Origin of the sequence: Rugamonas brunnea (assembly GCF_014042345.1) — a bacterium.
GTDB classification, from domain to species: domain Bacteria; phylum Pseudomonadota; class Gammaproteobacteria; order Burkholderiales; family Burkholderiaceae_D; genus Rugamonas; species Rugamonas brunnea.
Map to the genome: position 1 here is coordinate 277,563 of NZ_JACEZT010000005.1, position 26,850 is coordinate 304,412.

The following is a 26,850-nucleotide window of genomic DNA, read 5'->3' on the forward strand; positions in this document are numbered from 1 at the left end:
ACTAATTAGCTTTACGTCAGGAGAAAATCATGGGTCAATACGTCGCGCCAATCCGGGATATGCAATTCGTGCTGCACGAGTTCCTGAAAGTGGAAGATGAACTCAAGCAAATGCCATACTATGGCGATGTCGACGCCGACATCATCAACCAGGTGCTGGAAGAAGGCGGCAAGTTCACCTCGGAAGTGCTGTTCCCGCTGAACCACTCGGGCGACCGCGAAGGCTGCAAGCACGACGCGGCGACCCAGACCGTGACCACCCCGAAAGGCTTCAAGGAAGCGTACCAGCAGTACGTGGAAGGCGGCTGGGCTGCCCTGTCGTGCTCGCCAGATTTCGGCGGCCAGGGCCTGCCCATCGTGCTGAACAACTCGTTCTACGAGATGCTGAACTCGGCCAACCAGGCCTGGACCATGTACCCCGGCCTGTCGCACGGCGCCTACGAGTGCCTGCTCGAGCACGGCACCGACGAACAGAAAAAGATCTACCTGCCGAAGCTGGTGTCGGGCGAGTGGACCGGCACCATGTGCCTGACCGAACCGCACTGCGGCACCGACCTGGGCATGCTGCGCTCGAAGGCCGAGCCACAGGCCGACGGCTCGTGGCTGATCACCGGCAACAAGATCTTCATCTCGGCCGGCGAACACGACATGTCGGAAAACATCCTGCACCTGGTGCTGGCCCGTGTGCCGGGCGCGCCGGAAGGCTCGAAAGGCATCTCGCTGTTCCTGGTGCCGAAATACCTGCCAACCGCTGACGGCAAAGTCGGCGAGCGCAACCCGATCACTTGCGGCGCCATCGAAGAGAAGATGGGCATCCACGGCAACTCGACCTGCCAGATGAACCTGGACGGCGCCCGTGGCTGGATCATCGGCCAGCCGAACAAGGGCCTGAACGCCATGTTCGTGTTCATGAACGCAGCTCGCCTGGGCGTGGGCATGCAGTCGCTGGGCCTGACGGAAGTGGCTTACCAGAACGCACTGGTGTACGCCAAGGACCGCATCCAGATGCGCTCGCTGACCGGCCCGAAAGCGCTGGACAAGCCCGCCGATCCGATCATCGTGCACCCCGACGTGCGCCGCATGCTGTTGACCGGCAAGGCCTACGCCGAAGGCGCGCGCGCCTTCACCTCCTACGTGGCGCTGCAGATCGACCGCGAACTGCACCACCCTGACGAAGACGTGCGCAAAGCAGCGGCCGACGAAGTGGCCCTGCTGACCCCCGTGATCAAGGCCTTCATCACCGACAACGCCTGGATCGCCACCTCGGAAGCGATGCAAGTGTACGGCGGCCACGGCTACATCTCGGAATGGGGCATGGAGCAGTATGTGCGCGACGCCCGCATCAACCTGATCTACGAAGGCACCAACACCGTGCAATCGCTGGACCTGCTGGGCCGCAAGATCCTGGGCGACAACGGCGCCAAGCTGCGCAAGTTCGGCGAGAAGGTCAAAGCCTTCGTCGAAGAGAACGGCACCGATGAAGCCATGAGCGAATTCATCACCCCACTGGGCGACCTGGGCGACAAAGTCACCAAGCTGACCATGGAAATCGGCATGAAGGCGTTCCAGAATCCGGACGAAGTGGGCGCCGCCAGCGTACCGTACCTGCGTGTGGTCGGCCACATGATCTACAGCTACCTGTTCGCCCAGATGGCCAAGATCGCGCTGGAAAAAGAATCGTCCGGCGATAACTTCTACAAAGCCAAGCTGGCCACGGCGCGCTTCTACTTCGCCCGCCTGATGCCAGAAACCGCCACCTTGATTCGCCAGGCCCGCGCCGGCTCCGCCAGCCTGATGGCACTCGACGCTGACCTGTTCTAAGAAGAGACTAAGGATACGACATGACCAATTTCATCGTTAAAAAAGTAGCCGTCCTGGGCGCCGGCGTGATGGGCGCGCAGATCGCCGCCCACTGCGTCAATGCCAAAGTGCCGGTCGTGCTGTTCGACCTGCCGGCCAAGGAAGGCCCGAAGAATGGCATCGTGCTGCGCGCCATCGAGAACCTGAAGAAGCTGTCGCCCGCGCCGCTGGGCAACAAGGAGCACGCCTCGCTGATCCAGGTCGCCAACTACGAAGATAACCTGGACCTGCTGGCCGGCTGCGACCTGATCATCGAAGCCATCGCCGAGCGCATGGACTGGAAACACGACCTGTACCAGAAGGTCGCCCCGCACATCGCCCCGAACGCGATCTTCGCCTCGAACACCTCGGGCCTGTCGATCACCAAGCTGTCCGAAGGCTTCGACGCCGACCTGAAATCGCGCTACTGCGGCGTGCACTTCTTCAACCCACCGCGCTACATGCACCTGGTCGAGATCATCCCGACCGCCGCCACCAAGCCGGAAATCGCCGACCAGCTGGAAGGCTTCCTGACCACCACCCTGGGCAAGGGTGTCGTGCGCGCCAAGGACACGCCTAACTTCATCGCCAACCGCGTGGGCGTGTTCGGCATTCTGGCCATCGTGCACGAAGCCGAGAAGTTCGGCCTGTCGTGCGACGTGGTCGACGACCTGACCGGCGCCAAGCTGGGCCGCGCCAAGTCGGGCACCTTCCGCACCGCCGACGTGGTCGGCCTGGACACCATGGGCCACGTGATCAAGACCATGCAGGACTACCTGCCGAACGATCCGTTCGCCGCCGTCTACAAGACCCCGGCCGTGCTGGCCAAGCTGGTCGAGAAGGGCGCGCTGGGCCAGAAGACCGGCGCCGGCTTCTACAAGAAAGTGGGCAAGGAGATCCAGCGCCTGGACTTCGCCTCCGGTGAATACGTGACCGGCGGCGGCAAGGCCGCCGACATCGTGGCCCGCATCCTGAAGGAAAAGGACCCGGTCAAGAAGATGAAGGCCCTGCGCGAATCGACCAACCCACAGGCGCAGTTCCTGTGGGCGATCTTCCGCGACGCCTTCCACTACATCGCCATCCACCTGGACACCGTGGCCGACAACGCCCGCGAAATCGACTTCGCCATGCGCTGGGGCTTCGGCTGGAACGTCGGCCCGTTCGAAACGTGGCAAGCTTCCGGCTGGCTGCAAGTGGCCCAGTGGGTCAAGGAAGACATCGACGCCGGCCAGGCGCTGTGCAACGCACCGCTGCCAGCCTGGGTGTTCGAAGGTCCGGTCGCTGAAAAAGGCGGCGTCCACACCCCTGAAGGTTCGTGGTCGTCGGTCTCCAAATCGTTCGTGCCGCGTTCCGACCTGGCCGTGTACAAGCGTCAGGAATTCCGCGCACCGGTGTTCGGTTCGGGCGCCGTGGATGGCCGCACCGCCGGCACCACCGTGTTCGAGGACGACTCGGTCCGCCTGTGGCACTCGGGCGACGAAGTGCTGGTGATCTCGCTCAAGACCAAGATGCACGTGATCGGCGACGGCGTGATCAAGGGCCTGAAGATGGCGCTGGAAGAAGCGGCCAAGAACTTCAAGGGTCTGGTGATCTGGAGCGCCGACGCGGCTGAAGGCGGCGCCTTCTCGGCCGGCGCCGACCTGCAATCGGCACTGCCTGCGTTCATGCAGGGCGGCGCCAAAGCGGTTGATCCTATCATCCGCGAACTGCAAGACACCTTCATGGCCATGAAGTATTCGAACGTGCCCGTGGTGGCTGCCGTGGCCGGCCTGGCCCTGGGCGGCGGCTGCGAGATGGCGCTGCACGCCTCCAAGCGCGTGGCCTCGATCGAATCGTACATCGGCCTGGTGGAAGTGGGCGTCGGCCTGATCCCTGCCGGCGGCGGCCTGAAAGAAGCGGCCGTGCGCGCCGCCAAGGAAGCCAAGGGCAACGACATCCTGCAATTCCTGAAGGCTGGCTTCACCAACGCCGCCACCGCCAACGTGTCCAAGTCGGCACTGGAAGCGCAGGCCATGGGTTACCTGAAGGAAGACGACGTGATCGTGTTCAACGCCTACGAGCTGCTGCACGTGGCCAAGGTGGAAGCGCGCGCCATGTTCGACAAGGGCTACCGTCCACCGCTGCAGGCACCGGTGCAGATCACCGGCCGCTACGGCTACGGCACTATCAAGGCGCAACTGGTCAACATGCGCGACGGCGGCTTCATCTCCGCGCACGACTTCAAGCTGGGCGAGATGATCGCCGAGATCGTGTCGGGCGGCGACATCGACCAGGGTCAGTTCGTGAGCGAGCAGTGGTTCCTGGACATGGAGCGTAAAGCGTTCCTGGAACTGCTGAACCATCCGAAGACGCAAGAGCGGATCATGGGCATGATGCAAACCGGTAAGCCGGTGCGCAACTAACACGGTCATGTCGATCCTTTCCCTGGCATTCAAAGTTTTACTGCGCGTGAGGCCGAGCATGGTGTACGAACGTATCAAGCAACAAATGATGGACACCCTGCCTTTCGTGCGGCTGCTGGGGATCCGGATCGACGAAATCGGCAACGGCACCGCCAAGGTGTCGATGCCGGAAGACCCGAAGCTCAACAACCACCTGGGCACGCAGCATGCCGGGGCCTTGTTCACGCTGGCCGAAACGGCTTCCGGCGCGGCCATGGCGGGCGGCTTCGCGGACCTGATCGTGGGCTTGCGCCCCGTGGCCAAGGAGTCGCGCATCCAGTACCAGAAGGTCGCCAAGGGCGCTACCCGCGCCGAAGGCCGGGTACCGGGCGACCTGGCCGCGCTCAAGGCCGAGCTGAAATCGGCCGGCAAGGTGGCGTTCCCGGTGGAGGTCGATATTTTCGACGCCGCCGGCACGCTGGCCGCACAGGTCCAAGTGGACTGGTATTTGTCCGAGAAGCGCGCCTGAACCCAGGCGCCCCCGGGCTGGTGAAACAGATTCGACAGAACTTCGACAGAACTTCGATCAAAAATTTTTGAAAGAATAAAATGAGCAAACAACTTCAAGACGCATACATCGTCGCCGCTACCCGTACCCCGATCGGCAAGGCGCCGCGCGGCATGTTCAACAAGACCCGTCCGGACGACCTGCTGGTGCGCGTGCTGCAAAACGCGCTGGCCCAGGCGCCTGGCCTGGACCCGGCCCTGATCACCGACGCCATCATCGGCTGCTCGTTCCCGGAAGCGGAGCAGGGCTTCAACATCGCCCGCCAATCTGTGCTGCTGGCCGGCATGCCCAAGACCATCGGCGGCGTGACCGTCAACCGTTACTGCGCTTCGGGCATCACCGCCATCGCCATGGCCGCTGACCGCATCCGCGTGGGCCAGGCCGACGCCATGATCGCCGGCGGCGTGGAATCGATGTCGATGGTGCCGATGATGGGCCACCACCCATCGATGAACCTGAACATGTTCACCGACGAAAACGTGGGCATGGCTTACGGCATGGGTCTGACGGCCGAGAAGGTCGCCCAGCAGTGGAAAGTGTCGCGTGAAGCGCAGGACGCGTTCTCGGTCGAATCGCACCGCCGCGCCATCGCCGCCCAGCAGGCTGGTTTCTTCAAGGACGAGACCACCCCGGTCGAGATCATCACCCGCACGCCTAACCTGGCCACCGGCGAAATCGTCATCAAGAAGCGCACCGTGGACACCGACGAAGGCGCGCGCGCCGAGTCGACCGTGGAGTCGCTGGGCAAGCTGAAGCCCGTGTTCGCCAACAAGGGCACCGTGACCGCTGGTAACAGCTCGCAGATGTCCGACGGCGCCGGCGCGCTGCTGATCGTGTCGGAAAAATTCCTGCGCGAGCACAACCTGACCCCGCTGGCCAAGTTCTCGTCGTTCGCCGTCAAGGGCGTGCCGCCGGAAATCATGGGCATCGGTCCCAAGTTCGCCATCCCTGAAGCCTGCCGCCTGGCCGGCATCACCCAGGACCAGCTGGACTGGATCGAGCTGAACGAAGCGTTCGCCGCGCAAGCGCTGGCTGTGATCGGCGACCTGGGCCTGGATCCGGCCAAGGTCAACCCGATGGGCGGCGCGATCGCCCTGGGCCACCCGCTGGGCGCGACCGGCGCGATCCGTGCCGCCACCGTGGTGCACGCCCTGCGCCGCAACAACCTGAAGTACGGCATGGTCACCATGTGCGTCGGCGCCGGCATGGGCGCGGCAGGTATCTTCGAGCGCGTATAAACACGGCACGCTAAGATAGCAACTTCAAGGGCGCTGCGGAACTTTCCCGGCGCCCTTTCCTTATTCCGGAGACGACATGGAAATTTTGAGCAGCAAGGCCGACGGCATTCTCACCATTGAATTCAACCGCCCCGAGCGCAAGAACGCGATCACCAGCGCGATGTACCAAAGCATGGCCGACGCCATCAACGACGGCGAGCGCGACGCATCCGTGCGCGCCATCCTGATCACTGGCAAGCCCGAGATATTCACCGCCGGCAACGACCTGGAAGACTTCCTGAAAAGCGCGCGCAGCACCGATGGCGTGGCGCTCGAAGACCGCGCCGTGTTCCGCTTCATGCTGGCCCTGAGCGGCGCCACCAAGCCCGTGGTGGCGGCCGTGGCCGGCGCCGCCGTCGGCATCGGCACCACGCTGCTGATGCACTGCGACCTGGTGTACGCGGCCGACAACGCCAAGTTCTCGATGCCGTTCTCGCAGCTGGGCCTGTGCCCGGAATTCGCGTCCAGCCTGCTGCTGACGCAAGTGGCCGGCTACCCGCGTGCGGCCGAGAAGCTGATGCTGGGCGAAGCGTTCCCGGCGCAGGAAGCGCTGGACATGGGCCTGGTATCGAAAGTGCTGCCGGTGGCCGAGCTGCTGCCGTTCGCGCGCGCGCAGGCGGCCAAGCTGGTGGCCCTGCCGGCCAGCTCCGTGCGCGCCACCAAGCAGTTGATGAAGGCCAGCCGCAACGCCGCCATCACGCAGACCATGACGGCCGAGAACAAGCTGTTCGGCGCCATGCTGGAAGCGCCGGAAGCGAAGGAAGCGTTCACCGCCTTCTTCGAGAAGCGCAAGCCGGACTTCTCCAAGTTCGCCTGATGGCGGAGGGGGCGGGCGCGTCCGGCGTGACGCGCTCCGCCCACTCCCGTCAAGCCCCGATCAGCCCCTGGCCGCACACGCGCACGGTCTGGCCTGTGATGCCGCAGGCGCCCGGTGTGCCGAGGAAGGTGATCAGCTCGGCCACGTCGCGCGGCAGGCCGGCCTGCTTGAGCGAATTGAGGCGGCGGCCGATCTCGCGGGTCAGGAACGGCATCTGCCCGGTCATGGCGGTCTCGATGAAGCCCGGCGCCACGGCGTTGATGCAGATGCCGCGCGCGGCCAGCAGCGGCGCCTGCGCGGCCACGTAGCCGATCAGCGCGGCCTTGCTGGTGGCGTAGTTGGTCTGGCCGAAGTTACCGGCCACGCCGCTCACGGACGACAGGCAGACGATGCGTCCGTCCTGTTTCACCAATCCTTGTTCCAGCAGCTGCGCGTCGACCGCCATCACGGCCGCCAGGTTGATCTGCATGACCAGCTCCCACTGCGGTTGCGTCATGTTGGCCAGCGTCCTGTCGCGCGTGATGCCGGCGTTGTGGACCACGATGTCGATGCCGCCGAAACGCTCGGCCAGGAAGCCGGCCAGCTGGCGGGGCGCCGCTTCCGACGCGATATCCATCGCCAGCGGCACGCCATTGAACGCGGCGCACACGCGCCGTAGTTCTTCTTCTGCCGCCGGGACGTCCAGTGCCACCACGGTGGCGCCTTCCTGCGCCAGCCGTTCGGCCGTGGCCAGTCCGATGCCACGGGCCGCGCCCGTTACCAGCGCCACCTTGCCAGCCAGCGCCTTGCTGAACGGCGCGGACTCCGGTGCCGTCACCTGCGCCGCCACATGCAATACCTGGCCCGTCACATAGGTCGAAGGCACGCCGCAGAAGAAGCGCAGCGGTCCCGCCAGCCGGTCCAGTGCGGCGCGCTCCGCATAAAGCTGGTTGACGGTGATGCCTTTCGGGCCCAGCTCCTTGGCCAGGCTGCGCACAAACCCCTCCATGCCGCGGCTGACGGCCAGCGCGGCCGGCGTGGCGCAATCGGCGGGGCTGGCCGCCACCAGCAGCACCCGGCCGTTGCGTGCAATGCGGCGCATGATGGGGTGGAAGGCGTCGTACAGCGCGCGGTAGTCGGCGGGCGCCGCGCAGCCGGTGGCATCCATCACGACGATGTCGGCGCGCACCGTGCTGTCGGGCGGCAGCTGGTCGGCGTGGCTGGCGCCGGCGTCGGCCAGGGCACGCTGCAGGGCGTCGGCCGCGTAGCCGCCGGGGCTGCGGCACAGCAGCACCTGCTTGCCGTCGAACGGACGCGGTGCGTAGCCGCCGTCGGCCCGCGCCAGCGTGACGGGATCGGGCACGCCCAGCGCCTTGACCAGGCGCGAGGTGAGAGGATTGCGGTGTAACTTGATCAGCATGTCGGCCATACGGTTCCCTGTTCGTTCGGTAGCGCCGCCATGATATCGCCACGGCGATAGACGCCGGGCTCTATTTCTTTTCTTCCCCAATTTGATTTTACGGCGATTCCCTACGGCCATTGTGGTTGATCATTCGTTAAATCTGATTGATAATGCGAGTCATTCTCATTTGCATTAAGGAAGAAATCATGTCGCGCCATGCCTCCGCCGCCGGTCCTGTTGTACTCGCCGTCCAGCCCTGCCTGTCCACCATCGCCCACGCCGCCCGGCTGCTTGCCGGCGCCGCGTGCGCCTCGGTGCTGCTGGCCCCTGTGGCCGCGCGTGCGGACGACGACATGCCGATGCAGCAGGTGACGATCACGGGCACGGCCGAATCGGGCTACGGCGCCAGCCACAGCACCACGGCCACCAAGACCGACACGGCGCTGCGCGACACGCCGCAAGCGATCACGGTAGTGACCAAGGAACTGATCCGCGACCAGGCCATGCAATCGATGGCCGACGTGATCCGCTACGTGCCGGGCGTGGTGACGGCGCAGGGCGAGGGCAACCGCGACACGGCCGTCTTCCGCGGCAACAGTTCGACGGGCGACTTCTTCATCGACGGCATGCGCGACGACGTGCAGTACTACCGCGACTTCTACAATATCGACAGCGTTGAAGCGCTGAAAGGCGCGAACGCCATGATCTTCGGCCGTGGCGGTTCGGGCGGCGTGATCAACCGCGTCAGCAAGCAGCCCGAGTGGAATTACCTGCGCGAAGCCTCGCTCACGCTGGGTTCCTGGGCCAACCGCCGCCTGACGGCCGATGTGGGCCAGGTGGTCAACGACAGCGTGGCCGTGCGCGTCAACGGCCTGTACGAGAAATCGGGCAGCTTCCGCGACGGCGTGAGCGTCGAACGTTCCGGCATCAACCCCACGGTGGGCATCCGGGCCGGCGCCAACACCAGCGTAGTGCTGGGCTACGAGCATTTTGACGACGACCGCACGGCTGACCGCGGCATCCCGTCCTACCAGGGCAAGCCGTTCGACACCGACCCGTCCACCTTCTTTGGCAACGCGAAGCTGAGCCGCGCCAAGGCCAGCGTGGATGCCTTCACGGCCGTGATCGAGCACGACCTGGGCCACGGCGCCACGCTGCGCAACCGCACCCGTTACGCCGACTACGACAAGTTCTACCAGAATGTCTTTCCCGGCGCCGTCAACGCGGCCGGCACCAGCGTGGACATCAAGGGCTACAACAACGCCACCGCGCGCCGCAACCTGTTCAACCAGACCGACCTCACGTTCGACGTGCGCACGGGCGCGCTGCTGCACAAGCTGGCCACCGGCGTGGAGCTGGGCCGCCAGGTGACGGACAACTACCGCAACACCGCCTACTTCCCAACCGTGGGCGCGAACGCCACCTCGATCACCGTGCCCACGTCCGATCCGGTCATGACGGCGCCCGTCACGTTCCGGCAGGCGGCCTCGGATGCCGACAACCACGGCACCTCGACGGTCGTCTCCGTGTACGTCCAGGACCAGTTGCAGTTGTCGCCGCAATGGCAGGCCATCGCCGGGCTGCGCTACGACCGCTTCAAGGTCGACTTCCTGAACCACCGCAACAACACCACCATCAGCGTGACCGACACGCCGGTCTCGCCGCGCGCGGGGCTGGTGTACAAGCCGGTGGAAGCCGTATCGATCTACGGCAGCTACAGCCTGGCCTACCTGCCGCGCGCCGGCGACCAGTTGGCGTCGCTCACGCCGACCAACGCGGCCTTCGATCCGGAGCAGTTCAAGAACCTGGAACTGGGCGTGAAGTGGGACGTGCTGCCCAAGCTGGCCGCCACGCTGGCCATCTACCGGCTGGACCGCAAGAACGTGGTGGTGGCCGATCCCAGCGACCCGACCAAGTCGGTGCTGGCCGACGGCCAGCGCAGCAAGGGTGTGGAGCTGGGCCTGAGCGGCAATGTGGGGAAGAACTGGAGTGTGATGGGCGGCTACGCCTACCAGGATGCCAAGCTGACGGCCGACGTGGCCGCGACCGGGCCTTACGCGGGCGCCGTGCTGGCGCAGGTGCCCAAGCACAGCGCCTCGCTGTGGAACCGCTACGATGTCAGTGACGCGCTGGGCGCCGCGCTGGGCATCATCTACCGCAGCAGCATCTACCCGTCCACGGCCAACAACGTGGTGCTGCCCGGCTTCACCCGCTTCGACGGCGCGCTGTACTACACCGTCAACCGCAAGCTGCAGGTGCAGCTCAACGTCGAGAACCTGTTCGACAAAAAATACTACGCGGCGGCCAACAGCAACGACAACATCTCGCCCGGTTCGCCGCGCGCCATCAAGCTGGGGCTGAACGCGAAGTTCTGAACCGCCTCAGACGAGCAGGTTGAAGTCGGCGCGATAGCTGGTGCCTTGCGCGTCGGAACCGGTCACTTCCAGGTACATGGGCACCTGGCCGATGGCCGCGTGCTCCACCGTGTAGGTGCCGCTGGGCAGGGTGGCGCCGGCGCCGTTGAAGCTCAGGCGGAACTGCTCATGGCCGGCGGCCGATGGCTGCTGTTTCACCGCCACCAGTTGCATGGCCACGCCGCGCTGGCTGGCGTACACGTTGAACGACTGGTTGACCAGGCGCGTGAAGGTGGCCGCGCGCAGGGCAGCGGCCGGCGTCAGGCCGGGCGTGGCCAGGGCGGCCAGCGGGGCGGCATGGCCGGCGCCGCTGGCGCCAAGCAGGCCACCGGTGGCCAGGATGAAGGTACGCCGTTCCATAGTGATGTCCTTTACGAAGTGTGGGTGGTGGCGCGTTGCACGGCGGCTTCGGCCTCGTTCTGCGCCGCCTGCCATTCCATCGCGCGGTGCATGCCGCGCAGGTCGACCGGCATGAAACCGAGCCGCTGGTACAGGTGGATGGCCGGATTGTCCATCGCCACCAGCAGGCGCACCGGCAGCGCCGTCGCCGCGCCTTCATCCTGCAGCTCGCGCAGCAGTGCGGCGCCGATGCCGTGGCAGCGATAGGCGGGCAGCAGGCAGATGTCGATCAGGCGGATTTCTTCCGCGCCGCGCGCCACGTACAGCCGGCCCACCGGGACCTCGTCGGCCAGGATCAGGTTGACGTCGGCCTGCGGATACTGGGCCCGGTACCAGCTTTGCTGCGCTTCGAACTGCATGCGCACGATCAGCTGGCGCGTCGTTTCCGAATCGAGCTGGGCCAGGTCGTCGCGGGTGCTGGCGTACAGCTCCTGCAGGAACGGCAGATCGGCCTCGGTGGGCGGACGCAGGGTGATGGCGTGGTCGAGATCCATGGCGGCTTAGCTGCGCGGAGGGAAGATGCCCTGCAGCGCGATGATGAAGTTCACCATCAGGTAGGGCTGCTGGTTGTTGTGCGGCGCATTGCCGCCGGCGGTGCCGACCACGCCGGGCGCCATCGGTTGCAGTGCGACCGGGTCGTGGTAGGGCGGGGTGGGGCAGGTGGTCCTGGCCAGCATGCCATTGTTGGCCGTGCCGGTGGCGGCCGGCGCGCCCGACGCTTGCGGCGCGTGGCCGTGGGCCGGCAGCTCCGCCGTGCTCAGCGTGTGGCTGGCCTCGCCGCCCATTTCGCCCAGCAGGCGTTCGGTCAGTCCCTGGCCCTGGCCCGCGTGCAGCGGGATGCGCTGTTGCAGGTTGGGCAGGGCGAACGTGCTCCGGCCATCACCGCCGTAGGTGGTGCCAAGCAGCGAAAACAGGGCCGTGTTCTGGGCGATGGGCATCAGCTGGCCATTGCACATGGCCCAGCCCGTGGGCGGGAAATTGCCGGCGAACATGCGAATCTCGGCGACGAATGGATCCATGTCGAACTCCTCAGCTTTGGCTCGGGAAAATACCGAACAGCGAAATGATGAAATGCACGCCCAGGTAGGGCGCCATGTTGTTGTGTGGCTGGTTACCGCCGCTGGCGGTCACGGCGCCCGGGTACATGGGCGCGGGCATGCCCGGCGCGACGTACAGCTTGGGCTTGGCGCCGGGGGACGCGGGCACGTACGGCACGCCGCCGGCCACGTCGATGCCGGTGCCGGTGGCTGGCGGCACGGCGCTGCTGGCGCCCACCAGGTGGTTGTGGGCCGGCACCTGGGCCTGTGTCAGTGTGATGGTCTCGCTGCCGCCCTGCTGGCCCATCACATACGTGTTGCCGGCCAGGCTGCCCTGGTGCACGGGCACGCGGCCGCGCAGGTCGGGCAGCGCGAACGTGGACTGGCCATCGCCGCCATAGGTGGTGCCGATCAGCGCGAACAGCGCGTCATTTTCCGAAATGGGCAGGATGGCGCCGTCGCAAAAAGCCCATCCTTGGGGCGCGAAGTTGCCCGCAAACATGCGGATCTCGCCGATAAAAGGGTCAGCCATGGGGTCTCTCCTGGGATGGGCCGTTCAATTGCGCGACGGGAAGATACCCTGCAGCGCGATGATGAAATTGGTGGTGCCGTACGGTTGCATATTGCTGTGCGGCTGGTTGCCGCCGGCCTGGCTCAGCGTGCTCGGGTGCAGCGCGGCGGTGCCATCGGCCGTGTGGTAGATGTTGAGCGCGCCCGCTTCCACCGAGCCGAGCACGCGGCCGGCCGGGTCGGACGAATGGCTCACGGCCGTGGACGCGAGCATGGCGTGGCTGTGGACGGGCATTTCCTGCTGCGTGACCGTATGCTGGGCCTCGCCGCCCCGTTCGCCGACGTTGAAGCCGTGGACGGGCACGCGGCCGCGCATGTCGGGCAGGGCGAAGGTGACGCGGCCGTCGCCGCCGAAGCTCGTGCCCAGGATGCTGAACAGGGCCTGGTTCTGGTTGATCGGCAGCAGCTGGCCATTGCACAGCGCCCAGCCGCGCGGCGCGAAGCCGAAGCTGGTCATTTTTATTTCGCCGAGAAAGGGTTCCGACATTGCGCGCTCCTCGTGGATGGCGGCGCCGCGCGGCGAAAGCCGGCACGGGCCGTGAATGAATGGGGGAAAGCTAAGCCGCGCGCGGGCGCGGCCGGGCTGGCTTAGAACGGTGGCGGACGGCGGAAGCGGCGCGCGGCCATCAGCACCAGGCCGCCCATCAGCATCAGGGCGGTGCCCGGCTCGGGCACGGCCGACATCACCAGCGACACGTTGTCGAGCTGGTTGTAGTCATAGTGGTTGCTGTCGCCAAACTGCAGCAGCGTGTGGGCGCCCGTGGCCGTCAGGTTGCTGACCGTGTAGTGGGTCCAGTCGCCGCTGGTGTTGGTCTGGTGGAATACCGTGTTGGCGCCGAACGTGACCAGCACTTCGTTGCTCAAGGACTGGCCCTGGCCGCCGTCGGCGCTGTTGATGCGCTGCAGGTCGAATTCAAGCGTGTACTTGGCGCCGGCCACGGTGGCGATGTTCTGGCCCAGGTAGCCCAGGCCGGGGTAGGCGCCATCGGCGAACACCGTATTGGCGGGGTTGGACAGCGGCGAGCCGCTCCAGTCGGCGCTGAAATACTGGGCCGAGGTGTCGCCCGATTGCAGCCACATGCTGGTGTCGGCGTTTTCGAAATCGCCGTTGATGACGAGATTGCTGGCCAGCGCGGCGGGCGCGGCCAGGATGAACGCCAGGCTGGCGAGGGCGGAACGGAAGGTCGGCATAGCGGGCACTTTCTGTCGTGAAAAGGTGCGATGACAGCACCCCGATCGCATGCCGCCGCGCCTGGGCGCGGGCGACGATATGGCCGGGACCGTCTGGAGGCACCGATCATACCGTCATTCTCTTATCATTTAAATATTTCTTGTTGTCAACGTGGTATTTCTAGAACAATTGCAAAATTGCATTTGACAAATTGCATCATTTTTGTGACGGCCGGCACCGCCGGCTCCCGGTTGTGTCCGGGCGGCCGGGGCAGGGCGGGCTTTGATGCTCAGGCCGTCAGCTCGGTCAGCGCGGCCACCAGGCGCGCGCATTCGTCGTCGGTGCCGATGGAGATGCGCAGGAACTGGTCGATGCGCGGCTGGCGGAAGTGGCGCACCAGCACGCCCTGCGCGCGCAGGCCGGCGGCCAGTTGCGCGCCGTCGTGGCCCGGGTGGCGGGCGAACACGAAGTTGGTGGACGAGGGCAGCACCTCGAAGCCGAGCGCGGCCAGTTGTTGGGTCAGGCGTTCGCGGGTGGCCATGATGGCGGCGCGCGTCTGCTCGAACCAGGCCCGGTCTTCCAGCGCGGCCACGGCGCCGGCCTGGGCCACCTGGCCCAGCGGGTAGCAATTGAAGCTGTTCTTGACCCGCTCCAGGCCGGCGATCAGGTCCGGATGGCCGGCCGCGAAGCCGACCCGCAGGCCGGCCAGCGAACGCGATTTGGAGAAGGTCTGGACCACCAGCAGGTTGTCGTAACGGTCGAGCAGGGCGATGGCGCTGTCGGCGCCGAAGTCCACGTAGGCCTCATCGATCACCACCACCTGGTCGCGGTGGGCGGCCAGCAGGCGCTCGATCTGGTCCAGGCCGAGCGCGCGGCCGGTGGGCGCGTTGGGGTTGGCCAGGATGATGGCGCCGCACGGCTGGGCGTAGTCGTCCACATCGATCTCGAACTGCGCGTTCAGCGGCACGGCGCGGTAATCGATGCCGTACAGGCTGCAATAGGTGGGGTAGAAGCTGTAGCTGATGTCCGGGCACAGCAGCGGCAGCGCGTGCTTGAGCAGGGCGTGGAAGGTGTGGGCCAGCACTTCGTCGGAACTGTTGCCGACGAAAATATGCTCGCGCGTCAGACCGTGGTGCCGGGCCAGCGCATCCTTGAGCGCAGTGGCGTTCGGGTCCGGGTACAGGCGCAGCTGGTCGCCCACGGCCGCCTGCATGGCGGCCACGGCCTTGGGCGAGGGGCCGTACGGATTTTCATTGGTGTTGAGCTTGACGAGATTGGGCAGTTTGACCTGCTCGCCAGGCGTGTAGGGGGTGAGGCTGTGGACGACGGGACTCCAGAAACGGCTCATGATGGGTTTGGGTAAGTTGGAAGGCGGATAACAGCAAAATCATACAGTATCGCCGCTGTTCCATCCCGGCATAAAAGTTAGCAAAAAAAGTTGTCTTTTTCGTAAATCATCCATTAAAATATCCTCACGGAAACTTTTTGAGGGCCGCGATGGACTTAATTTACAAACACGAAAAGAAGCTGTTCGGCTGGATGCTGGCCATTTCCCTGCTGATCTGGCTCGGCCTCATCGTCGGCACGGTGGGCGTGGCGCTGGTGTATTTGCTGCTGTTCTTCGTCGCCTACTGTTTCGCGCAGTCGGCCCTGATTTCCTACCTGAAGGGCACGGCCGTCAAGATCACCTGGCAACAGTTCCCGGACCTGAAGGAGCGCATCGACCAGTCCTGCCAGCGGTTGGGCCTGGAGCACGTGCCGGACGCCTACCTGTTGCAGATGGGCGGCGTGTTCAACGCCTTCGCCACCCGCTTCCTGGGCACCAATTTCATCGTGCTGTATTCGGACGTGGTCGACGCGCTCGAAGCCAAGCCCGACGCGATTAACTTCTACATCGGCCATGAACTGGGCCACATCAAGCGCAACCACCTGCGCTGGGCGGCGCTGCTGATGCCGGCCTCCATCATCCCGCTGCTGGGCGCGGCCTATGCGCGGGCGCGCGAATACACGTGCGACCGCCACGGCTTCCATGCCTGCGACGATCTCAAGAGCGCGCAACTGGGCCTGGCCGCGCTGGCGGCCGGCGGCAAGCGCTGGCGCCAGATGAACGTGGCCCATTATTCGGCCCAGGCCGAGGAGTCGTCCGGCTTCTGGATGTCGTTCCATGAGCTGGTCAGCGACTATCCGTGGCTGGTCAAGCGCATGGCCGTGATGCGGGCCCTGGCGCAGGGCACGGAAGTGCGGCAGCCGGGCCGCAGCAAGCTGGCCTATGTGCTGGCGCTGTTCATCCCCCGCATGGGCGTGGGCGGCGCGGGCGCCCTCATTTCCGTGGTGGCCGTGGCCGGCGTGCTGGCGGCGGTGGCCATACCTGCCTACCAGGACTACACCGCCAAAGCGCGGCTGGCGCAGGCCGTCGCCGTGGGGCGCGCCGCCAGCGCCAAGGTGGAGGGTTATTTCTACGCCAATGGCAGCGGCCCCACCACGCTGGAGCAGGCCGGCTTCGCGCTGAACGATCCCGGCCATGCGATCCAGGAGGTGCGCGTCGATCCGGGCAATGGCGTGGTGCGGGTGGTCCTGGCCGATGCCACGTTGCGCGGCAAGGCGATCGCGTTCACACCGCACCTCGATGAGAACAAGAAGGTGGCCTGGCATTGCGGCAGCGAGGATATCGCGCCGCAGCTGTTGCCGCCCGGCTGCCGCGGCGACTGAGCCGCGCCCGGCCAAGGGCGGGCGGCGCCCGAACCGCGCCGCCCCGCCTTCCCCTCACGCGATGTCCACCACCAGCTTGCCCTGCGCCGTGCGCGCGGCCGCCGCGCGGTGGGCGTCGTTGACCGTCGCCAGCGTGTAGTGCGCCGCATCGAGCGCGACCTTGATCTTGCCGGCTTCGATCAGGCTGGCCGCCTTGCGCAGGATGGCGCCATGGTGGGCGCGCCCCTGGCCCGACAGCAGCGGCAGCAGGGTGAACACGCCCGAATAGCTGGCGGCGCGGAACGACAGCGGCGCCAGCGCATGCGTGCCCCAGCCCAGGCAGCTGACCACGTGGCCGTGGTACAGGCGGGCCGCGGCGAACGAGGCGTCCAGCGTGGCGCCGCCCACCGTGTCGTAGATGATGTCGAAGCCCTCGCCGCCGGTCAGGCGCTCCACGTATTGCGCCACCGTCTCGGCGCGGTAGTCGATGGCGATCGCGCCGTAGGCTTCGATGGCCTGACGCTGGTCCGCGCTGCCGGTGGCGAACACCTGCGCGCCAAGCGCGTGCGCGATCTGCACCGCGATATGGCCCACGCCGCCGGCGCCGCCATGCACCAGCACGCGCTGGCCGGCATGGAGCCGGGCGCGGTCCACCAGTCCCTCCCATGCCGTGATGAAGACCAGCGGCAGGGCGGCCGCCTCGCGCATGCTGAGGTTGCGCGGCTTGAGGGCCAGCAGGCTGGCGTCGACGGCCGCGTATTCGGCCAGCGAACCCTGGATGCCGCCCACGCCGCCCGTCATGCCGAACACTTCGTCACCGACCTGGAAGCCGTTGACGTCGGCGCCCACGGCCGCCACCACGCCGGCCAGGTCGATCCCCAGCACGGCCGGCGGCACGGTGCGCGCATGGGCCGCCTGGCCGGCGGCGATCTTGAGGTCGAGCGGATTGACGCCGCTGGCCTTGATGCGCACCAGCACCTGGCCGGGGCCGGCCTGCGGGCGCGCGATGTGTTCCAGGGAGAGCGGCTGGCCGTAGGCGTGGAGCACGGCCGCTTGCATCAGGGGGGAGGTGGACATGACAGGTTTCCTTTCCGGTGGTTGGATCGCGTTTGGCGGATCGATACGGCCAGTGTAGGAAAGCCCGGGCGCCGGAAAAACCGGGCGCGCCGCGTTACTGTATTGCGAAACCGTGGATAATCGTCCCCACGATCTTGCGGAAGGAGCAGGGATGGACAGGCTGGAGGCGCTCAAGGTGTTTTGCGCGGTGGTGGAGACGGGCGCCTTCGCGCGGGCGGCGCAGCGGCTGGGCGTGTCGACGTCGTCCGTCACCAACCAGGTGGCGGCGCTGGAAGCCCATTTCCAGGTGCGGCTGCTGAACCGCACCACGCGCAGCATGTCGCTCACGGACGAGGGACGGCGCTGCTACGAGCAGGCGCTGCGGCTGGTGGGCGACATGGGCGAACTGGAAAGCAGCCTGCGCGAATCGGCACAAACGCCCAGCGGCACGCTGCGCGTGGACCTGCCCGGCATCCTGGCGCGTTTGTACCTGGCGCCGGCGCTGCCGCGCTTCCTGGCCGCGTATCCCGACCTGACGCTCAAGGTGACCGCGTCCGACCGCATGATCGACATGACCGAGGAAGGTGTCGATGTGCTGGTCAGGATAGGCACGCCGCAGGACACCGGGCTGGTGGCGAAGACGGTGGGCCGCACCGCCTACGTGACCTGCGCCTCGTCGGACTTCCTGCAACGCCACGGCACGCCGTCCGCGCCCGATGCACTGGCGGACTACGCCTGCCTCAATTTCCTCTCTCCGAAGTCGCGCCAGGTCCGGCCCTGGCTGTTCCAGCGCGACGGCGCCGTGTTCCCGGCCACGCCGGCAGGGCGGGTGGCGATGGACCATGTGGATACCCTGGTCGAAGCCGCGATGGCGGGCGCCGGCATCGTCCAGCATCTGTCCGTGTCCCTGCGCGAGCCGCTGCGCAGCGGCGCGCTGGTGCCGGTGCTGCAGGCATGGCAGGCGCCGGGGCCGGACATCGTTGTCATTTTCCCGCCACGGCATTTGCGGGCGGCCAAGGTCAACGCCTTCGTGGCGTTCGCGGCGCAGCTGTTCGGCTGACCGGCGCCCTGCTTGCCGGTATTGCCCGTATTGCCGGTATTGCCCGCCTGGCTAGCCGCCGGCGCGCTTGGGCTGGTGGCCGAGTTTCTGCAGCGTGGCCATGACCAGCTCGCAGTGATCGCCCTGGATTTCGATCACGCCATCCTTGACGGTGCCGCCGCTGCCGCAGGCGGTGCGCAACTGCTTGCCCAGCGCGGCAAGGGCGGTGGCGTCCAGCGCCACGCCCTTGACCAGCGTGACGCACTTGCCGCCCCGGCCCTTGGTCTGGCGCGACACGCGCACCACGCCGTCGCCCTGCGGCGCGGCCCTGGCGTTGGCCTTGCAGGTGCAGGCGGCCAATGGTTGCCGGCAGTCGGGGCACATGCGGCCGCCGTCGGTGGAATAGACGAGGCCTCCGGTGGAATGAGCTTTCATGATAAGGGCGTCTGGTGTGGATGGACTCTGCCGGCAGGAAAAAGAGCTTCCGGCTGGGAAAGGCCGATAGTATAGGCGCGCCTCAGGCGTCTGGCGTCTTTTTTTGCTGCATGGCCTGGGCGGCCTGGCGATAGGCGCTGGGCGTGACGCCATTGCGTTCGCGGAAGGCGGTGGCGAAATTGCCGGCGCTGTTGAAGCCAATTAACAACGCTATGTCCTGGACATCCATGTCGGACTCACTCAGCAGTTGCTGGCCGCGGCGCAGGCGCTGTTCGCGGATGTAGGCGAACACGGTCATGCCGGTCTGGGCGCGGAACGCCTGCGACAGCTTTTCACGGTAGGTGCCCACGCTGCGCGCGATCTCGGCCAGTCCCGGCACGTCGGCCAGACTGTCGTCGATCAGGCGCTTGGCGGCGGCCACCAGCACGGCATCGGGATCGGTGGGCGGCGCCGGCGTGGCGGCGGTCGGTTCGGCCGCGATGACGGGCGGATTGTTGCGGCGGGCCAGATTCAGGTGGACCTGGATGCGCGCCGCCAGCTCGCCCGGCGAGAACGGCTTGGACACGTAGTCCACGCCGCCGATCGACAAGCCCATGATGCGCTCCTCGTCGGCGCCGGCGCCGCTGAGGAAGATCACGGGGATGTTGTGGGTGGCCGGGTTGGCCTTGAGTAGGCGGCAGGCCGTGTAGCCATCCATATTGGGCATGCGCACGTCCAGCAGGATCAGGTCGGGCTGGTTGGCCAGGGCCAGCTGGTAACCTTGCAGCCCGTTGAAGGCGACCGAGATCCGATAGGGCTGCTCACTGAGCAAGTCCATCAGCATGCGCTGCTCGAACGCGGAGTCATCCACGACGAGTATGTTGCGCATGGGCGGGGCGCTGGTTGGTTGCATGGGTGGCGGTCAGGGTCCTGTCGGGTGTGTGGCTAGCATGTGACGATGTTGCTTATTATGCCTATCTTTCTAAAAAATTTAATAGTTTTCTCCGCTTGCAAACACGCAGTCGCTTGCAGCAAAAGCATGGTTTTTGTGGAAGGCCAATAATGGAACCGTGGCGCGGCACAGCGCAACGCCCAGTCATTCTCACTTGGACCGAACCTGCTACGGAGTCAATTATGAAACATACTGATTTTGGCCGCATGCCTTGCCCTATCGCCCGCAGCCTGGGCAAGGTGGGCGAGTGGTGGAGCATTCTGATCCTGCGCGACGCGTTCTATGGCATGACGCGCTTCGATGAGTTTGAGAAAAGTTTGAAGATCGCCCCCAACATGCTCACGCGCCGCCTGGCCGGGCTGGTGGAAGGCGGCCTGATGGAGCGGCGCCAGTACAGCGCCCGTCCACCGCGCTATGAGTACGTGCTGACCAAGGCGGGACGCGACTTCAAACCGGTGCTGCTGGCTTTTATCGCCTGGGGCAACGACCATCTGGCGCCGGAAGGGGCCAGCCTGCTGGTGGTGAGCCGCGAGACCGGCAAGCCGGCCGACCAGGTGCTGGTGGACGCCAACAGCGGCCTGGCCATCAACGACGAGGACTACATGTTCGCGCCGGGCCCGGCCGCCTCCGAGATGATGCGCTCGCGCCTGATTGAAGTGGGCAAGCACGCCTGACCCCGTCCTGACCCAAGCCGCTGGGACCGCCCTTAGCCGGGCGGTTCCAGCTGGGCGTACACGGCGTCGGCCAGCCTGGCCAGCGCCGCCTTGTCGAGCGCGCCGGACAGGGCGTAACCGTAGCGCCCGTCTATCCAGTAGAACACCCCCACCTTGCCTTCTTGCGCGAACCGGAACGCGGTCGTGCGGTTGTGGCGTTGCTCGGTCGACACGTACAGGGTCAGGCGCCTGCCGCCGGCATTGTCATACATGAATTGTGCGACCGGGCCACTCTGGCCGGGCAGCAAGCGTCCCCCGATCAATTCATAACCGAGTGCACCCAGTTGCGGCGGATGCAACGGCGCGCCCAGCCGCTTGGACAACCACGTGACCAGATGTTGTTGCTGGTCGGCGCCCACTTCCACCGGATGGCGCTGCTCGGGGCTGTAGACGGCGTGCGCCACGGCCGCGCTGCGGGCCAGCGCCTGCTCGTCGGCCGAGGGGGGCACGTCGGCCGAGGCCAGGCGGGCGGGGCCGCTGGCGCTGGCGGCCGAGGGGATGGCTGGCGCTGGTGAGGGCGAGCGCGATGGCAACGGCGACCGCGACGCGTGCTGCGCGCTGGCCAGTTCCTGCGCCGCCGGCGCGGCGCCCGGCGCCACGTCGTGCAGCCACCAGCCGGCCGCGCCACCGGCCAGCGTCAGGGCCAATGTGGCGACATGGCGCCAGGGGCCGTTGGCGGCCACCATGGCGCGCGCGGCGTGCCATAGTTTGCCGTGCGGGAGGGCCGTCAGGGCGGCCGGCACGGCTTCGTCCAGCACCGGGTTGTAGCGCGCGCGCAGGGCTGCGTTTTGCTGGCGGTAGGCCTGCAGCCGGGCTGCCTCGTCCGGATGCAGGGCCAGGTAGGCGTCCACGGCCGCGCGGCGCGCGGCGGGCAGGCAACCATCGACCCACGCTTGCAGTTCGGCTTCGACCACCGGTGCGCTCATTTGATCACTTTCAGGGGGGCGGGCACGGGCTGGCCCAGCATTATCAGGCGCAGCCGTTCACGTCCGCGCGACAGGCGCGACATCACCGTGCCCAGCGGGATGCCCAGCGTGGCCGCCGTTTCCTCGTAACTCAGTTCCTCGACCGCCACCAGCAGCAGTACGGCCCGCTGCTCGGGCGGCAGTTGTTGCAGGGCGGCGTCCATGTCGCGCACGGCCAGCCGGTCCGACGGCTGGGCCGGGTCGGCCGGCTGCGGCACGTCCTCGTCCAGCGGCACGGTGGGCAGGCCGGGCTGGCGCAGGTGGTCCACATGCAGGTTGTGCATGATGGAGAACAGCCAGGCCCGCATGTCGCTGCCACGGCGCCACGTGGCGAGCCGGTCCCAGCCGCGCGCCACCGTGTCCTGCACCAGGTCGTCGGCCTCGGCGCGCTCGCCCAGCAGCGCGCGCGCATAGCGGCGCAGGCGCGGGATGCAGGCTACCAGGCGGGCGCCGTCGTCGTGCATGCGCGGTCAGTCCTTGACCACGTGCCAGATGGTCTTGAAATTGTCGCCGTTGCGCTGGCCCGGTGCATCCTTGCCAAACACGTACAGCGGCTTACCCTTGTAGGCCAGTTGCTTGCTGCCATCATCGCGGGTGACGACGGAGTAGGGCGCGCTGACGCTGGCCGGGGCCGACACGGCCGGCCACAGCTCGGCGCACGGGCCGTTGCAGGCGCTCTTGCCGCTGTCGGCCACATCTTTGTCGAAGGTGTAGACGGTCATGCCTTTGGCGGTGACGAGTACGCCGTCCTTTTTCATCGGCAGGTCGTCGGCCAGGGCGGCGCCCGACAGCAGCAGGGCGGCCACGGCGGCCAGGGTGGAGCGGGTGATGGTGTGCATGATGGCTTCCTTATTGTTGGTGAAGTGTGAGCGGACTTGCACTGACGTATACGAAGCGGCCCTGGCCTTTATTCCGGCCCATGGCAAATATTATTGTAGCCGCCCCGTGGCGCCTTGCCGCTTCCGTTTGCGCGGGCCGCTCCGGCTGCGGCTACAATGTCCGGCTATGCTCGCCATCCTGTCCGTCACCTTTCCCTTTTTCGCGCTGGTGCTGTGCGGCTACCTCGCTGCCCGGCGCACCTTGCTGCCGCTGGCCGCCATCCCCGGCCTGAATGCTTTCGTCCTGTATTTCGCGTTGCCGTGCCTGCTGTTCCGCTTCGGCGCTGGCACGCCCATCGGCCGCCTGCTCGATGGCGGCGTGGCCGGGGTCTACCTGCTGGGCGCGCTGCTGATGGTGGGGCTGACCGTGGCCGTCACGCTGAGCCATCGCATCAACTGGAACGACGCCGCTTTCGGCGCGCTGGTGGCGGCCTTCCCCAACAACGGCTTCATGGGCGTGCCGCTGCTGCTGGCGCTGCTGGGGCCGGCCTCGTCGGGACCGGTAATCGTCACCATCGCCATCGACATGGTGATCACCAGTTCGTTGTGCATCGCGCTGTCGCGCGTGGGCAGCGGCCATGGGCGCGACGCGCTGCGCAACGCCTTGCAGGGCATGCTGCGCAACCCGCTGCCGTGGGCCATCGCGCTGGGGGCGCTGGCGTCGGCCGCCGGGCTGGCCCTGCCCGGACCACTGATGCGCACCGTGGGCCTGCTGGCCGACGCCGCCTCGCCCGTGGCCCTGTTCACCATGGGCGCCGTGCTGGCCCGCTCCCAGATGGGCAGCGCCGCCGTCACCCATTGGCGCGATTACGTGCCGGTCGCGTTCAAGAAGCTGCTGCTGCATCCGCTGCTGATGCTGGGCCTGGGCCTGGGCGCGCGGGCGCTGGGCGTGCCGCTGGAACGGCAGGCGCTGGCCGTGATCGTGCTGGTGGCCTGCCTGCCCAGTGCCAGCAACGTGGCCATCCTGGCCGAGCGCTTCGGGGCCGACACGGGCCGCATCGCGCGCATCATTCTGGTGTCCACGGCGTTGTCGTTCTTGTCATTCTCGGGGGCCGTGGCGCTCGCGCAGCACTGGTTGAAATAATTCTTAGAGTAAATCTTCGTTTCTTTTTGACATGAGAATTGCCTTGCGAATCAATAGCTTGTGGCATGGCCGCCATACGGGGTGTGGCAAGGCGGCGGCATGGTCATCAAACTGTGGAATAATGCTGACGGACGCATACATGCGTTAAAGCAATAACGTCGCGCCACCGGGACCCGGGGCGGGGCATAACAGGTTGAGGGACGGAATTGGTGGACATGTTTGCGCTCGATCATGAGTTGGCGCAATGGGAAGCGGACTTGTCCGGCGCCCAGGGGACGGTGCGGCTGGACTTGTTGTCGCAGCTGGCCTGGCACATGCGCCAGCGCGACCCCGTGCGGGCCGCCGCCTGGTCGGCCGAAGTGGCCGTTGGCCTTGGCCAGTTGCCGGAGGCGCGGCGCGCGCCACTGGCCGCCCGCCTGCAACTGATCGACGCGGAAACCACGTGGCTGCGGGGCCAGCTGGACGGCGCCGAGCGGCTGGCGCGCGCCGCGCTGGCCGCGCTGGAACAGGCGGCCGACCACGCGGGCCAGGCCGACGCGCTGTGGCTACTGGCCTGGATCGCCACCGACCGTGGCGGCTCCGACCAGGCCCGCGCCTGCCTGGAGCAGGCCGCCGCCGCGGCCCGCGCCGGCGCCGACGCCGTGCGCCTGGACGTGATCGAAGCGGCCACCGCTATAACGGCCGTGTTCGCGGACTGGCAAAGCACCAGCGCCCGCTGGGCCGGCCGCTTCGACGTGGCGCTGGACGGCAAGCCGGTGGCCGCCGCCGGCTGGATCAGCGACTACTTCGGCACCTGCGCCTACCAGGCCTGCGATTTCGGGCGCGCCATCGGCCACCTGATGCGGGCCTACGAAGCCACGCTGGCCACCGGCCAGCTACGGCGCGCCATCATCGTCGCCACCAACATCGGCAACGCCTTCACCAGCCTGAACGCGCACGAGGCGGCGCTGGAATGGATGCAGCGCGGCCTGGACCTGGCGCGGCCCACGGGCTGGCCCATGAGCGTGGGCCTGTGCCTGATGCAGACCGGCGAAACGCTGCGCCACCTGGGCCAGCGCGAGGCGGCCCAGCATCTGCTGCGCGAAGCCTTGCACACGCTGGCGCCGCTGTCCGGTTCGCGCGCCTATGCCGTGGCGCTTGAATACCAGGGCGACCTGGCGCTGGACCTGGGCAATTACCCGGCCGCGCTGGAGAGCTTCAGCCGGCTGGCCGAGCGCGGCGACGCGCTGTGCCAGTCCGACTTCCAGAGCAGCGCCCGGCGCGGCCAGGCGCACGCCCTGTCGCAACTGGGCCGGCCGGCCGACGCCGTGGCCGCCGCCAACGCCGCGCTGGCGCTGGCGCGCGAACATGGCGACGCGGCCAACCAGATCGCCGCGCTCGACGTGCTGGCCCGCATCCACGCGCAGCACACGCTGCCCGACCCGCAGCCGATGAACGCGGCCAACGCCATGCTGCATTACCTGCAACTGGCGCTGGGCATCGCCGCCACCATCGACGGCTACATCGTGCCCGGCACCTTGCTGGACGCGGCCGCGCGCGAGTACGCGGCCACCGGCGACCATGCGCGCGCCTACGAGATCGCGCTGCAGGCCAACGCTGCGCGCGAGCGCATCCACAACCAGCAGGCGACCAACCGCGCCATCGCGATGCAGGTGCAGTACCAGACCGAGCGCGCCCAGACCGAGGGCGAGCACCACCGCCAGCTGGCGGCGGCCGAGGCGCAACGGGCCGAGGTGCTGCAACAGACCAGCGCCACGCTGGAACACCTGAGCGCCATCGGCCAGGAGATCACGGCCCACCTGGACGCGGCGGCCGTGTTCGGGGCACTGGACCGCCATGTGCACGCCCTGCTCGACGCCACCCATTTTTCCGTGTTCCTGCTGGAGCCGGACGGCGAGACGCTGAACTGCGTGTTCGGCGTGGAAGCGGGCCAGCCGCTGCCGGTCATGCGCGTGCCGCTGTCCGAACCCAACGCCAATTCCGCGCGCTGCGTGCGCGAGCGGCGTGAGATCCTGATCGAGATCGACGATGCCGGCGCCACCCCCAATCTGATCCCCGGCACGCTGCCGACACTGAGCCTGCTGTTCGCGCCGCTGCGTGTGGGCGAGCGGGTGCTGGGCGTGATGACGGTGCAGTCGCTGCAAGCGCGCGCCTATGGCGAGCGGGAACGGCTGATCTTCCGCACCCTGTGCGCGTATGGCGCCATTGCGCTCGACAACGCGGCCGCCTACCGCCAGGTGGCGGCCACGCTCAAGACCCTGAGCGCGACCCAGGAACAGCTGCTGGAAAAGAACCTGGAACTGGAGCGGGCCTACAAGGCGCTGGAGGACGTGAGCCTGACGGACCAGCTGACGGGCCTGCGCAACCGCCGCTTCTTCCTGCAGAACGTGGACGCCGACGTGGCCATGAGCTTGCGCGGCTACGACCAGCCGGCGCACCGCGCGCCCACCGAATGCGAGCTGCTGGCGCCCAAGGACCTGGTGTTCTTCATGGTTGACCTGGACCACTTCAAGGAAGTGAACGACCAGTACGGCCACGCGGCAGGCGACTCGGTGCTGGTGCAGATGCAGGAACGGCTGCGCGAAGTGTTCCGCGAGTCGGACTACCTGGTGCGCTGGGGCGGCGAGGAATTCCTTGTGCTGGCGCGCGCCACCCACCGTGACGAGGCGCGCGTGGTGGCCGAGCGCATGCGCCGCGCCGTGGCTGAACGCGACTTCGAGCTGCCGGACGGCACCCGGCTGGCGCGCACCTGCTCGATCGGCTTCGCCTGCTATCCCTTCCTGCCGTCGCAACCGCGGCTGCTGCCGTGGCCACAGGTGGTGGAGCTGGCTGACCAGGGCCTGTACATCGCCAAGCGCTCCGGGCGCAACGCGTGGGCCGCGCTGTACAGCACCGAAGGGGCGCGCCCGGACGGCCTGTTCCCGCGCCTGATGCACAACCTGGACCAGGCCGTGGCCGAAGGCGAAGTGCGCCTGCTGAGCAGCCTGGCCGGCCCGCTGGTGCTGGGCGGCGAACGGCGCCGCGTGGGCTTGTCGAGCGACCTCGAAGGCTGAACGGGCGTCCGGCGTCCGGTTTCTCATACCGAACCATGGCTGCCCGTCCAATTATTCGGACGCGGGTCGCGGCAGTTTCGTCCCCGGCGGGAAATTTCTTCGTAAAATCAATCGCTTGTCCGTGTTCGCCGGACCCGCCAGCGTTGGCACGCCGA

At 67.0% G+C, this 26,850-nt stretch carries 25 protein-coding genes; 11 read left to right on the forward strand and 14 right to left on the reverse strand.

The genetic code is table 11. The features are described from left to right. The first annotated feature begins 29 nt into the window (after window positions 1-29). The 5 genes from H3H37_RS10315 (at window position 30) to H3H37_RS10335 (ending at window position 6,881) form a co-directional block, all read left to right on the forward strand. Window positions 30-1,820 (forward strand): acyl-CoA dehydrogenase C-terminal domain-containing protein, encoded by a 1,791-nt coding sequence (locus H3H37_RS10315; protein ID WP_182162027.1) that lies wholly within the window; start codon window positions 30-32, stop codon window positions 1,818-1,820. Between the two features lie 20 nt (window positions 1,821-1,840). Continuing rightward, window positions 1,841-4,240 (forward strand): 3-hydroxyacyl-CoA dehydrogenase/enoyl-CoA hydratase family protein, encoded by a 2,400-nt coding sequence (locus H3H37_RS10320; RefSeq protein WP_182162029.1) that lies wholly within the window; start codon window positions 1,841-1,843, stop codon window positions 4,238-4,240. Window positions 4,241-4,298: 58 nt separating this feature from the next. Next, window positions 4,299-4,748: a PaaI family thioesterase gene (locus H3H37_RS10325; protein WP_182162031.1), complete on the forward strand. Its 450-nt coding sequence runs from the start codon at window positions 4,299-4,301 to the stop codon at window positions 4,746-4,748. 80 nt (window positions 4,749-4,828) lie between these two features. Continuing rightward, entirely contained in the window at window positions 4,829-6,025 is a 1,197-nt protein-coding gene (locus tag H3H37_RS10330) for an acetyl-CoA C-acyltransferase (protein WP_182162033.1), read from the forward strand. A gap of 76 nt (window positions 6,026-6,101) precedes the next feature. Then, entirely contained in the window at window positions 6,102-6,881 is a 780-nt protein-coding gene (locus tag H3H37_RS10335) for an enoyl-CoA hydratase (protein WP_182162036.1), read from the forward strand. Between the two features lie 49 nt (window positions 6,882-6,930). On the opposite strand, the gene H3H37_RS10340 is transcribed toward H3H37_RS10335, so the two are convergent. Further along, on the reverse strand, window positions 6,931-8,289 hold the full coding sequence (locus tag H3H37_RS10340) for a 3-oxoacyl-ACP reductase (RefSeq protein WP_182162038.1): 1,359 nt from the start codon (window positions 8,287-8,289) through the stop codon (window positions 6,931-6,933). 179 nt (window positions 8,290-8,468) lie between these two features. Here H3H37_RS10340 and H3H37_RS10345 point away from each other — a divergent pair, with 179 nt between their 5' ends. Next, window positions 8,469-10,637 carry a TonB-dependent receptor gene (locus tag H3H37_RS10345; RefSeq protein WP_220456397.1) on the forward strand — a complete coding sequence of 723 codons (2,169 nt, stop codon included), beginning with the start codon at window positions 8,469-8,471 and terminating at the stop codon, window positions 10,635-10,637. Window positions 10,638-10,643: 6 nt separating this feature from the next. Here the strand turns inward: H3H37_RS10345 and H3H37_RS10350 are convergent, their stop codons facing one another. From H3H37_RS10350 to hisC, 7 genes are all read right to left on the reverse strand, one after another. Next, window positions 10,644-11,036 (reverse strand): DUF6916 family protein, encoded by a 393-nt coding sequence (locus tag H3H37_RS10350; RefSeq protein WP_182162041.1) that lies wholly within the window; start codon window positions 11,034-11,036, stop codon window positions 10,644-10,646. A gap of 11 nt (window positions 11,037-11,047) precedes the next feature. Continuing rightward, window positions 11,048-11,569 (reverse strand): GNAT family N-acetyltransferase, encoded by a 522-nt coding sequence (locus H3H37_RS10355; protein WP_182162043.1) that lies wholly within the window; start codon window positions 11,567-11,569, stop codon window positions 11,048-11,050. Between the two features lie 6 nt (window positions 11,570-11,575). Continuing rightward, on the reverse strand, window positions 11,576-12,094 hold the full coding sequence (locus tag H3H37_RS10360) for a phage tail protein (RefSeq protein ID WP_182162045.1): 519 nt from the start codon (window positions 12,092-12,094) through the stop codon (window positions 11,576-11,578). 10 nt (window positions 12,095-12,104) lie between these two features. After that, complete coding sequence (locus H3H37_RS10365; RefSeq protein WP_182162047.1) at window positions 12,105-12,644, reverse strand: phage tail protein; 540 nt, start codon at window positions 12,642-12,644, stop codon at window positions 12,105-12,107. Window positions 12,645-12,668: 24 nt separating this feature from the next. Next, the gene (locus H3H37_RS10370) at window positions 12,669-13,169 is read right to left on the reverse strand and encodes a phage tail protein (protein WP_182162049.1); all 501 of its coding nucleotides are present in this window, start codon (window positions 13,167-13,169) and stop codon (window positions 12,669-12,671) included. A 101-nt stretch (window positions 13,170-13,270) separates the two neighbouring features. Continuing rightward, window positions 13,271-13,873, reverse strand: a complete 603-nt coding sequence (locus H3H37_RS10375) for a PEP-CTERM sorting domain-containing protein (protein ID WP_182162050.1) — start codon at window positions 13,871-13,873, stop codon at window positions 13,271-13,273. Between the two features lie 269 nt (window positions 13,874-14,142). Then, window positions 14,143-15,201, reverse strand: a complete 1,059-nt coding sequence (gene hisC / locus H3H37_RS10380; RefSeq protein ID WP_182162052.1) for a histidinol-phosphate transaminase — start codon at window positions 15,199-15,201, stop codon at window positions 14,143-14,145. A gap of 149 nt (window positions 15,202-15,350) precedes the next feature. Here hisC and H3H37_RS10385 point away from each other — a divergent pair, with 149 nt between their 5' ends. Continuing rightward, window positions 15,351-16,562: a M48 family metallopeptidase gene (locus H3H37_RS10385; protein WP_182162054.1), complete on the forward strand. Its 1,212-nt coding sequence runs from the start codon at window positions 15,351-15,353 to the stop codon at window positions 16,560-16,562. Between the two features lie 54 nt (window positions 16,563-16,616). Here H3H37_RS10385 and H3H37_RS10390 read toward each other — a convergent pair whose 3' ends face one another. After that, window positions 16,617-17,618 (reverse strand): zinc-dependent alcohol dehydrogenase family protein, encoded by a 1,002-nt coding sequence (locus H3H37_RS10390; protein WP_182162056.1) that lies wholly within the window; start codon window positions 17,616-17,618, stop codon window positions 16,617-16,619. 151 nt (window positions 17,619-17,769) lie between these two features. On the opposite strand from H3H37_RS10390, the gene H3H37_RS10395 reads away from it, so the two are divergent. After that, window positions 17,770-18,657, forward strand: coding sequence for a LysR family transcriptional regulator (locus tag H3H37_RS10395; protein WP_182162058.1), 888 nt, complete (start codon window positions 17,770-17,772; stop codon window positions 18,655-18,657). Window positions 18,658-18,708: 51 nt separating this feature from the next. Here the strand turns inward: H3H37_RS10395 and H3H37_RS10400 are convergent, their stop codons facing one another. Both H3H37_RS10400 and H3H37_RS10405 read right to left on the reverse strand, forming a co-directional pair. After that, a complete protein-coding gene (locus H3H37_RS10400; protein ID WP_182162060.1) occupies window positions 18,709-19,071 on the reverse strand; it encodes a translation initiation factor Sui1 in 363 nt (120 codons plus the stop codon). 82 nt (window positions 19,072-19,153) lie between these two features. Then, window positions 19,154-19,939, reverse strand: a complete 786-nt coding sequence (locus H3H37_RS10405) for a response regulator transcription factor (protein ID WP_229218762.1) — start codon at window positions 19,937-19,939, stop codon at window positions 19,154-19,156. Window positions 19,940-20,184: 245 nt separating this feature from the next. Here H3H37_RS10405 and H3H37_RS10410 point away from each other — a divergent pair, with 245 nt between their 5' ends. Then, window positions 20,185-20,676, forward strand: a complete 492-nt coding sequence (locus tag H3H37_RS10410) for a winged helix-turn-helix transcriptional regulator (RefSeq protein ID WP_182162064.1) — start codon at window positions 20,185-20,187, stop codon at window positions 20,674-20,676. Window positions 20,677-20,708: 32 nt separating this feature from the next. On the opposite strand, the gene H3H37_RS10415 is transcribed toward H3H37_RS10410, so the two are convergent. From H3H37_RS10415 to H3H37_RS10425, 3 genes are read right to left on the reverse strand one after another with little or no spacing between them, the layout of a single operon-like run. Continuing rightward, window positions 20,709-21,641, reverse strand: coding sequence for an anti-sigma factor family protein (locus H3H37_RS10415; RefSeq protein ID WP_182162066.1), 933 nt, complete (start codon window positions 21,639-21,641; stop codon window positions 20,709-20,711). Beyond that, window positions 21,638-22,144 carry an RNA polymerase sigma factor gene (locus H3H37_RS10420; RefSeq protein WP_182162068.1) on the reverse strand — a complete coding sequence of 169 codons (507 nt, stop codon included), beginning with the start codon at window positions 22,142-22,144 and terminating at the stop codon, window positions 21,638-21,640. The genes H3H37_RS10415 and H3H37_RS10420 overlap by 4 nt, the downstream gene beginning before the upstream one ends. A 6-nt stretch (window positions 22,145-22,150) precedes the next feature. After that, window positions 22,151-22,519 (reverse strand): COG4315 family predicted lipoprotein, encoded by a 369-nt coding sequence (locus tag H3H37_RS10425; protein ID WP_182162070.1) that lies wholly within the window; start codon window positions 22,517-22,519, stop codon window positions 22,151-22,153. Window positions 22,520-22,685: 166 nt separating this feature from the next. Here H3H37_RS10425 and H3H37_RS10430 point away from each other — a divergent pair, with 166 nt between their 5' ends. Together H3H37_RS10430 and H3H37_RS10435 are read left to right on the forward strand one after the other, a co-directional pair. Continuing rightward, window positions 22,686-23,642, forward strand: coding sequence for an AEC family transporter (locus H3H37_RS10430; RefSeq protein ID WP_182162072.1), 957 nt, complete (start codon window positions 22,686-22,688; stop codon window positions 23,640-23,642). Window positions 23,643-23,857: 215 nt separating this feature from the next. Then, window positions 23,858-26,695: a GGDEF domain-containing protein gene (locus H3H37_RS10435; protein WP_182162074.1), complete on the forward strand. Its 2,838-nt coding sequence runs from the start codon at window positions 23,858-23,860 to the stop codon at window positions 26,693-26,695. Window positions 26,696-26,850: the final 155 nt, after the last annotated feature.

Coding starts and splice junctions, on each gene's coding strand:
- H3H37_RS10320 (WP_182162029.1), top strand. CDS start 1,841: ATGACCAATTTCATCGTTAAAAAAGTAGCCGTCCTGGGCGCCGGCGTG.
- H3H37_RS10385 (WP_182162054.1), top strand. CDS start 15,351: ATGGACTTAATTTACAAACACGAAAAGAAGCTGTTCGGCTGGATGCTG.
- H3H37_RS10430 (WP_182162072.1), top strand. CDS start 22,686: ATGCTCGCCATCCTGTCCGTCACCTTTCCCTTTTTCGCGCTGGTGCTG.
- H3H37_RS10425 (WP_182162070.1), bottom strand. CDS start 22,519: ATGCACACCATCACCCGCTCCACCCTGGCCGCCGTGGCCGCCCTGCTG.
- H3H37_RS10420 (WP_182162068.1), bottom strand. CDS start 22,144: ATGCACGACGACGGCGCCCGCCTGGTAGCCTGCATCCCGCGCCTGCGC.
- H3H37_RS10400 (WP_182162060.1), bottom strand. CDS start 19,071: ATGAAAGCTCATTCCACCGGAGGCCTCGTCTATTCCACCGACGGCGGC.
- H3H37_RS10435 (WP_182162074.1), top strand. CDS start 23,858: ATGTTTGCGCTCGATCATGAGTTGGCGCAATGGGAAGCGGACTTGTCC.
- H3H37_RS10415 (WP_182162066.1), bottom strand. CDS start 21,641: ATGAGCGCACCGGTGGTCGAAGCCGAACTGCAAGCGTGGGTCGATGGT.
- H3H37_RS10335 (WP_182162036.1), top strand. CDS start 6,102: ATGGAAATTTTGAGCAGCAAGGCCGACGGCATTCTCACCATTGAATTC.
- hisC (WP_182162052.1), bottom strand. CDS start 15,201: ATGAGCCGTTTCTGGAGTCCCGTCGTCCACAGCCTCACCCCCTACACG.
- H3H37_RS10315 (WP_182162027.1), top strand. CDS start 30: ATGGGTCAATACGTCGCGCCAATCCGGGATATGCAATTCGTGCTGCAC.
- H3H37_RS10360 (WP_182162045.1), bottom strand. CDS start 12,094: ATGGATCCATTCGTCGCCGAGATTCGCATGTTCGCCGGCAATTTCCCG.
- H3H37_RS10340 (WP_182162038.1), bottom strand. CDS start 8,289: ATGGCCGACATGCTGATCAAGTTACACCGCAATCCTCTCACCTCGCGC.
- H3H37_RS10345 (WP_220456397.1), top strand. CDS start 8,469: ATGTCGCGCCATGCCTCCGCCGCCGGTCCTGTTGTACTCGCCGTCCAG.
- H3H37_RS10410 (WP_182162064.1), top strand. CDS start 20,185: ATGAAACATACTGATTTTGGCCGCATGCCTTGCCCTATCGCCCGCAGC.
- H3H37_RS10370 (WP_182162049.1), bottom strand. CDS start 13,169: ATGTCGGAACCCTTTCTCGGCGAAATAAAAATGACCAGCTTCGGCTTC.
- H3H37_RS10375 (WP_182162050.1), bottom strand. CDS start 13,873: ATGCCGACCTTCCGTTCCGCCCTCGCCAGCCTGGCGTTCATCCTGGCC.
- H3H37_RS10365 (WP_182162047.1), bottom strand. CDS start 12,644: ATGGCTGACCCTTTTATCGGCGAGATCCGCATGTTTGCGGGCAACTTC.
- H3H37_RS10330 (WP_182162033.1), top strand. CDS start 4,829: ATGAGCAAACAACTTCAAGACGCATACATCGTCGCCGCTACCCGTACC.
- H3H37_RS10390 (WP_182162056.1), bottom strand. CDS start 17,618: ATGTCCACCTCCCCCCTGATGCAAGCGGCCGTGCTCCACGCCTACGGC.
- H3H37_RS10325 (WP_182162031.1), top strand. CDS start 4,299: ATGGTGTACGAACGTATCAAGCAACAAATGATGGACACCCTGCCTTTC.
- H3H37_RS10355 (WP_182162043.1), bottom strand. CDS start 11,569: ATGGATCTCGACCACGCCATCACCCTGCGTCCGCCCACCGAGGCCGAT.
- H3H37_RS10395 (WP_182162058.1), top strand. CDS start 17,770: ATGGACAGGCTGGAGGCGCTCAAGGTGTTTTGCGCGGTGGTGGAGACG.
- H3H37_RS10350 (WP_182162041.1), bottom strand. CDS start 11,036: ATGGAACGGCGTACCTTCATCCTGGCCACCGGTGGCCTGCTTGGCGCC.
- H3H37_RS10405 (WP_229218762.1), bottom strand. CDS start 19,939: ATGCGCAACATACTCGTCGTGGATGACTCCGCGTTCGAGCAGCGCATG.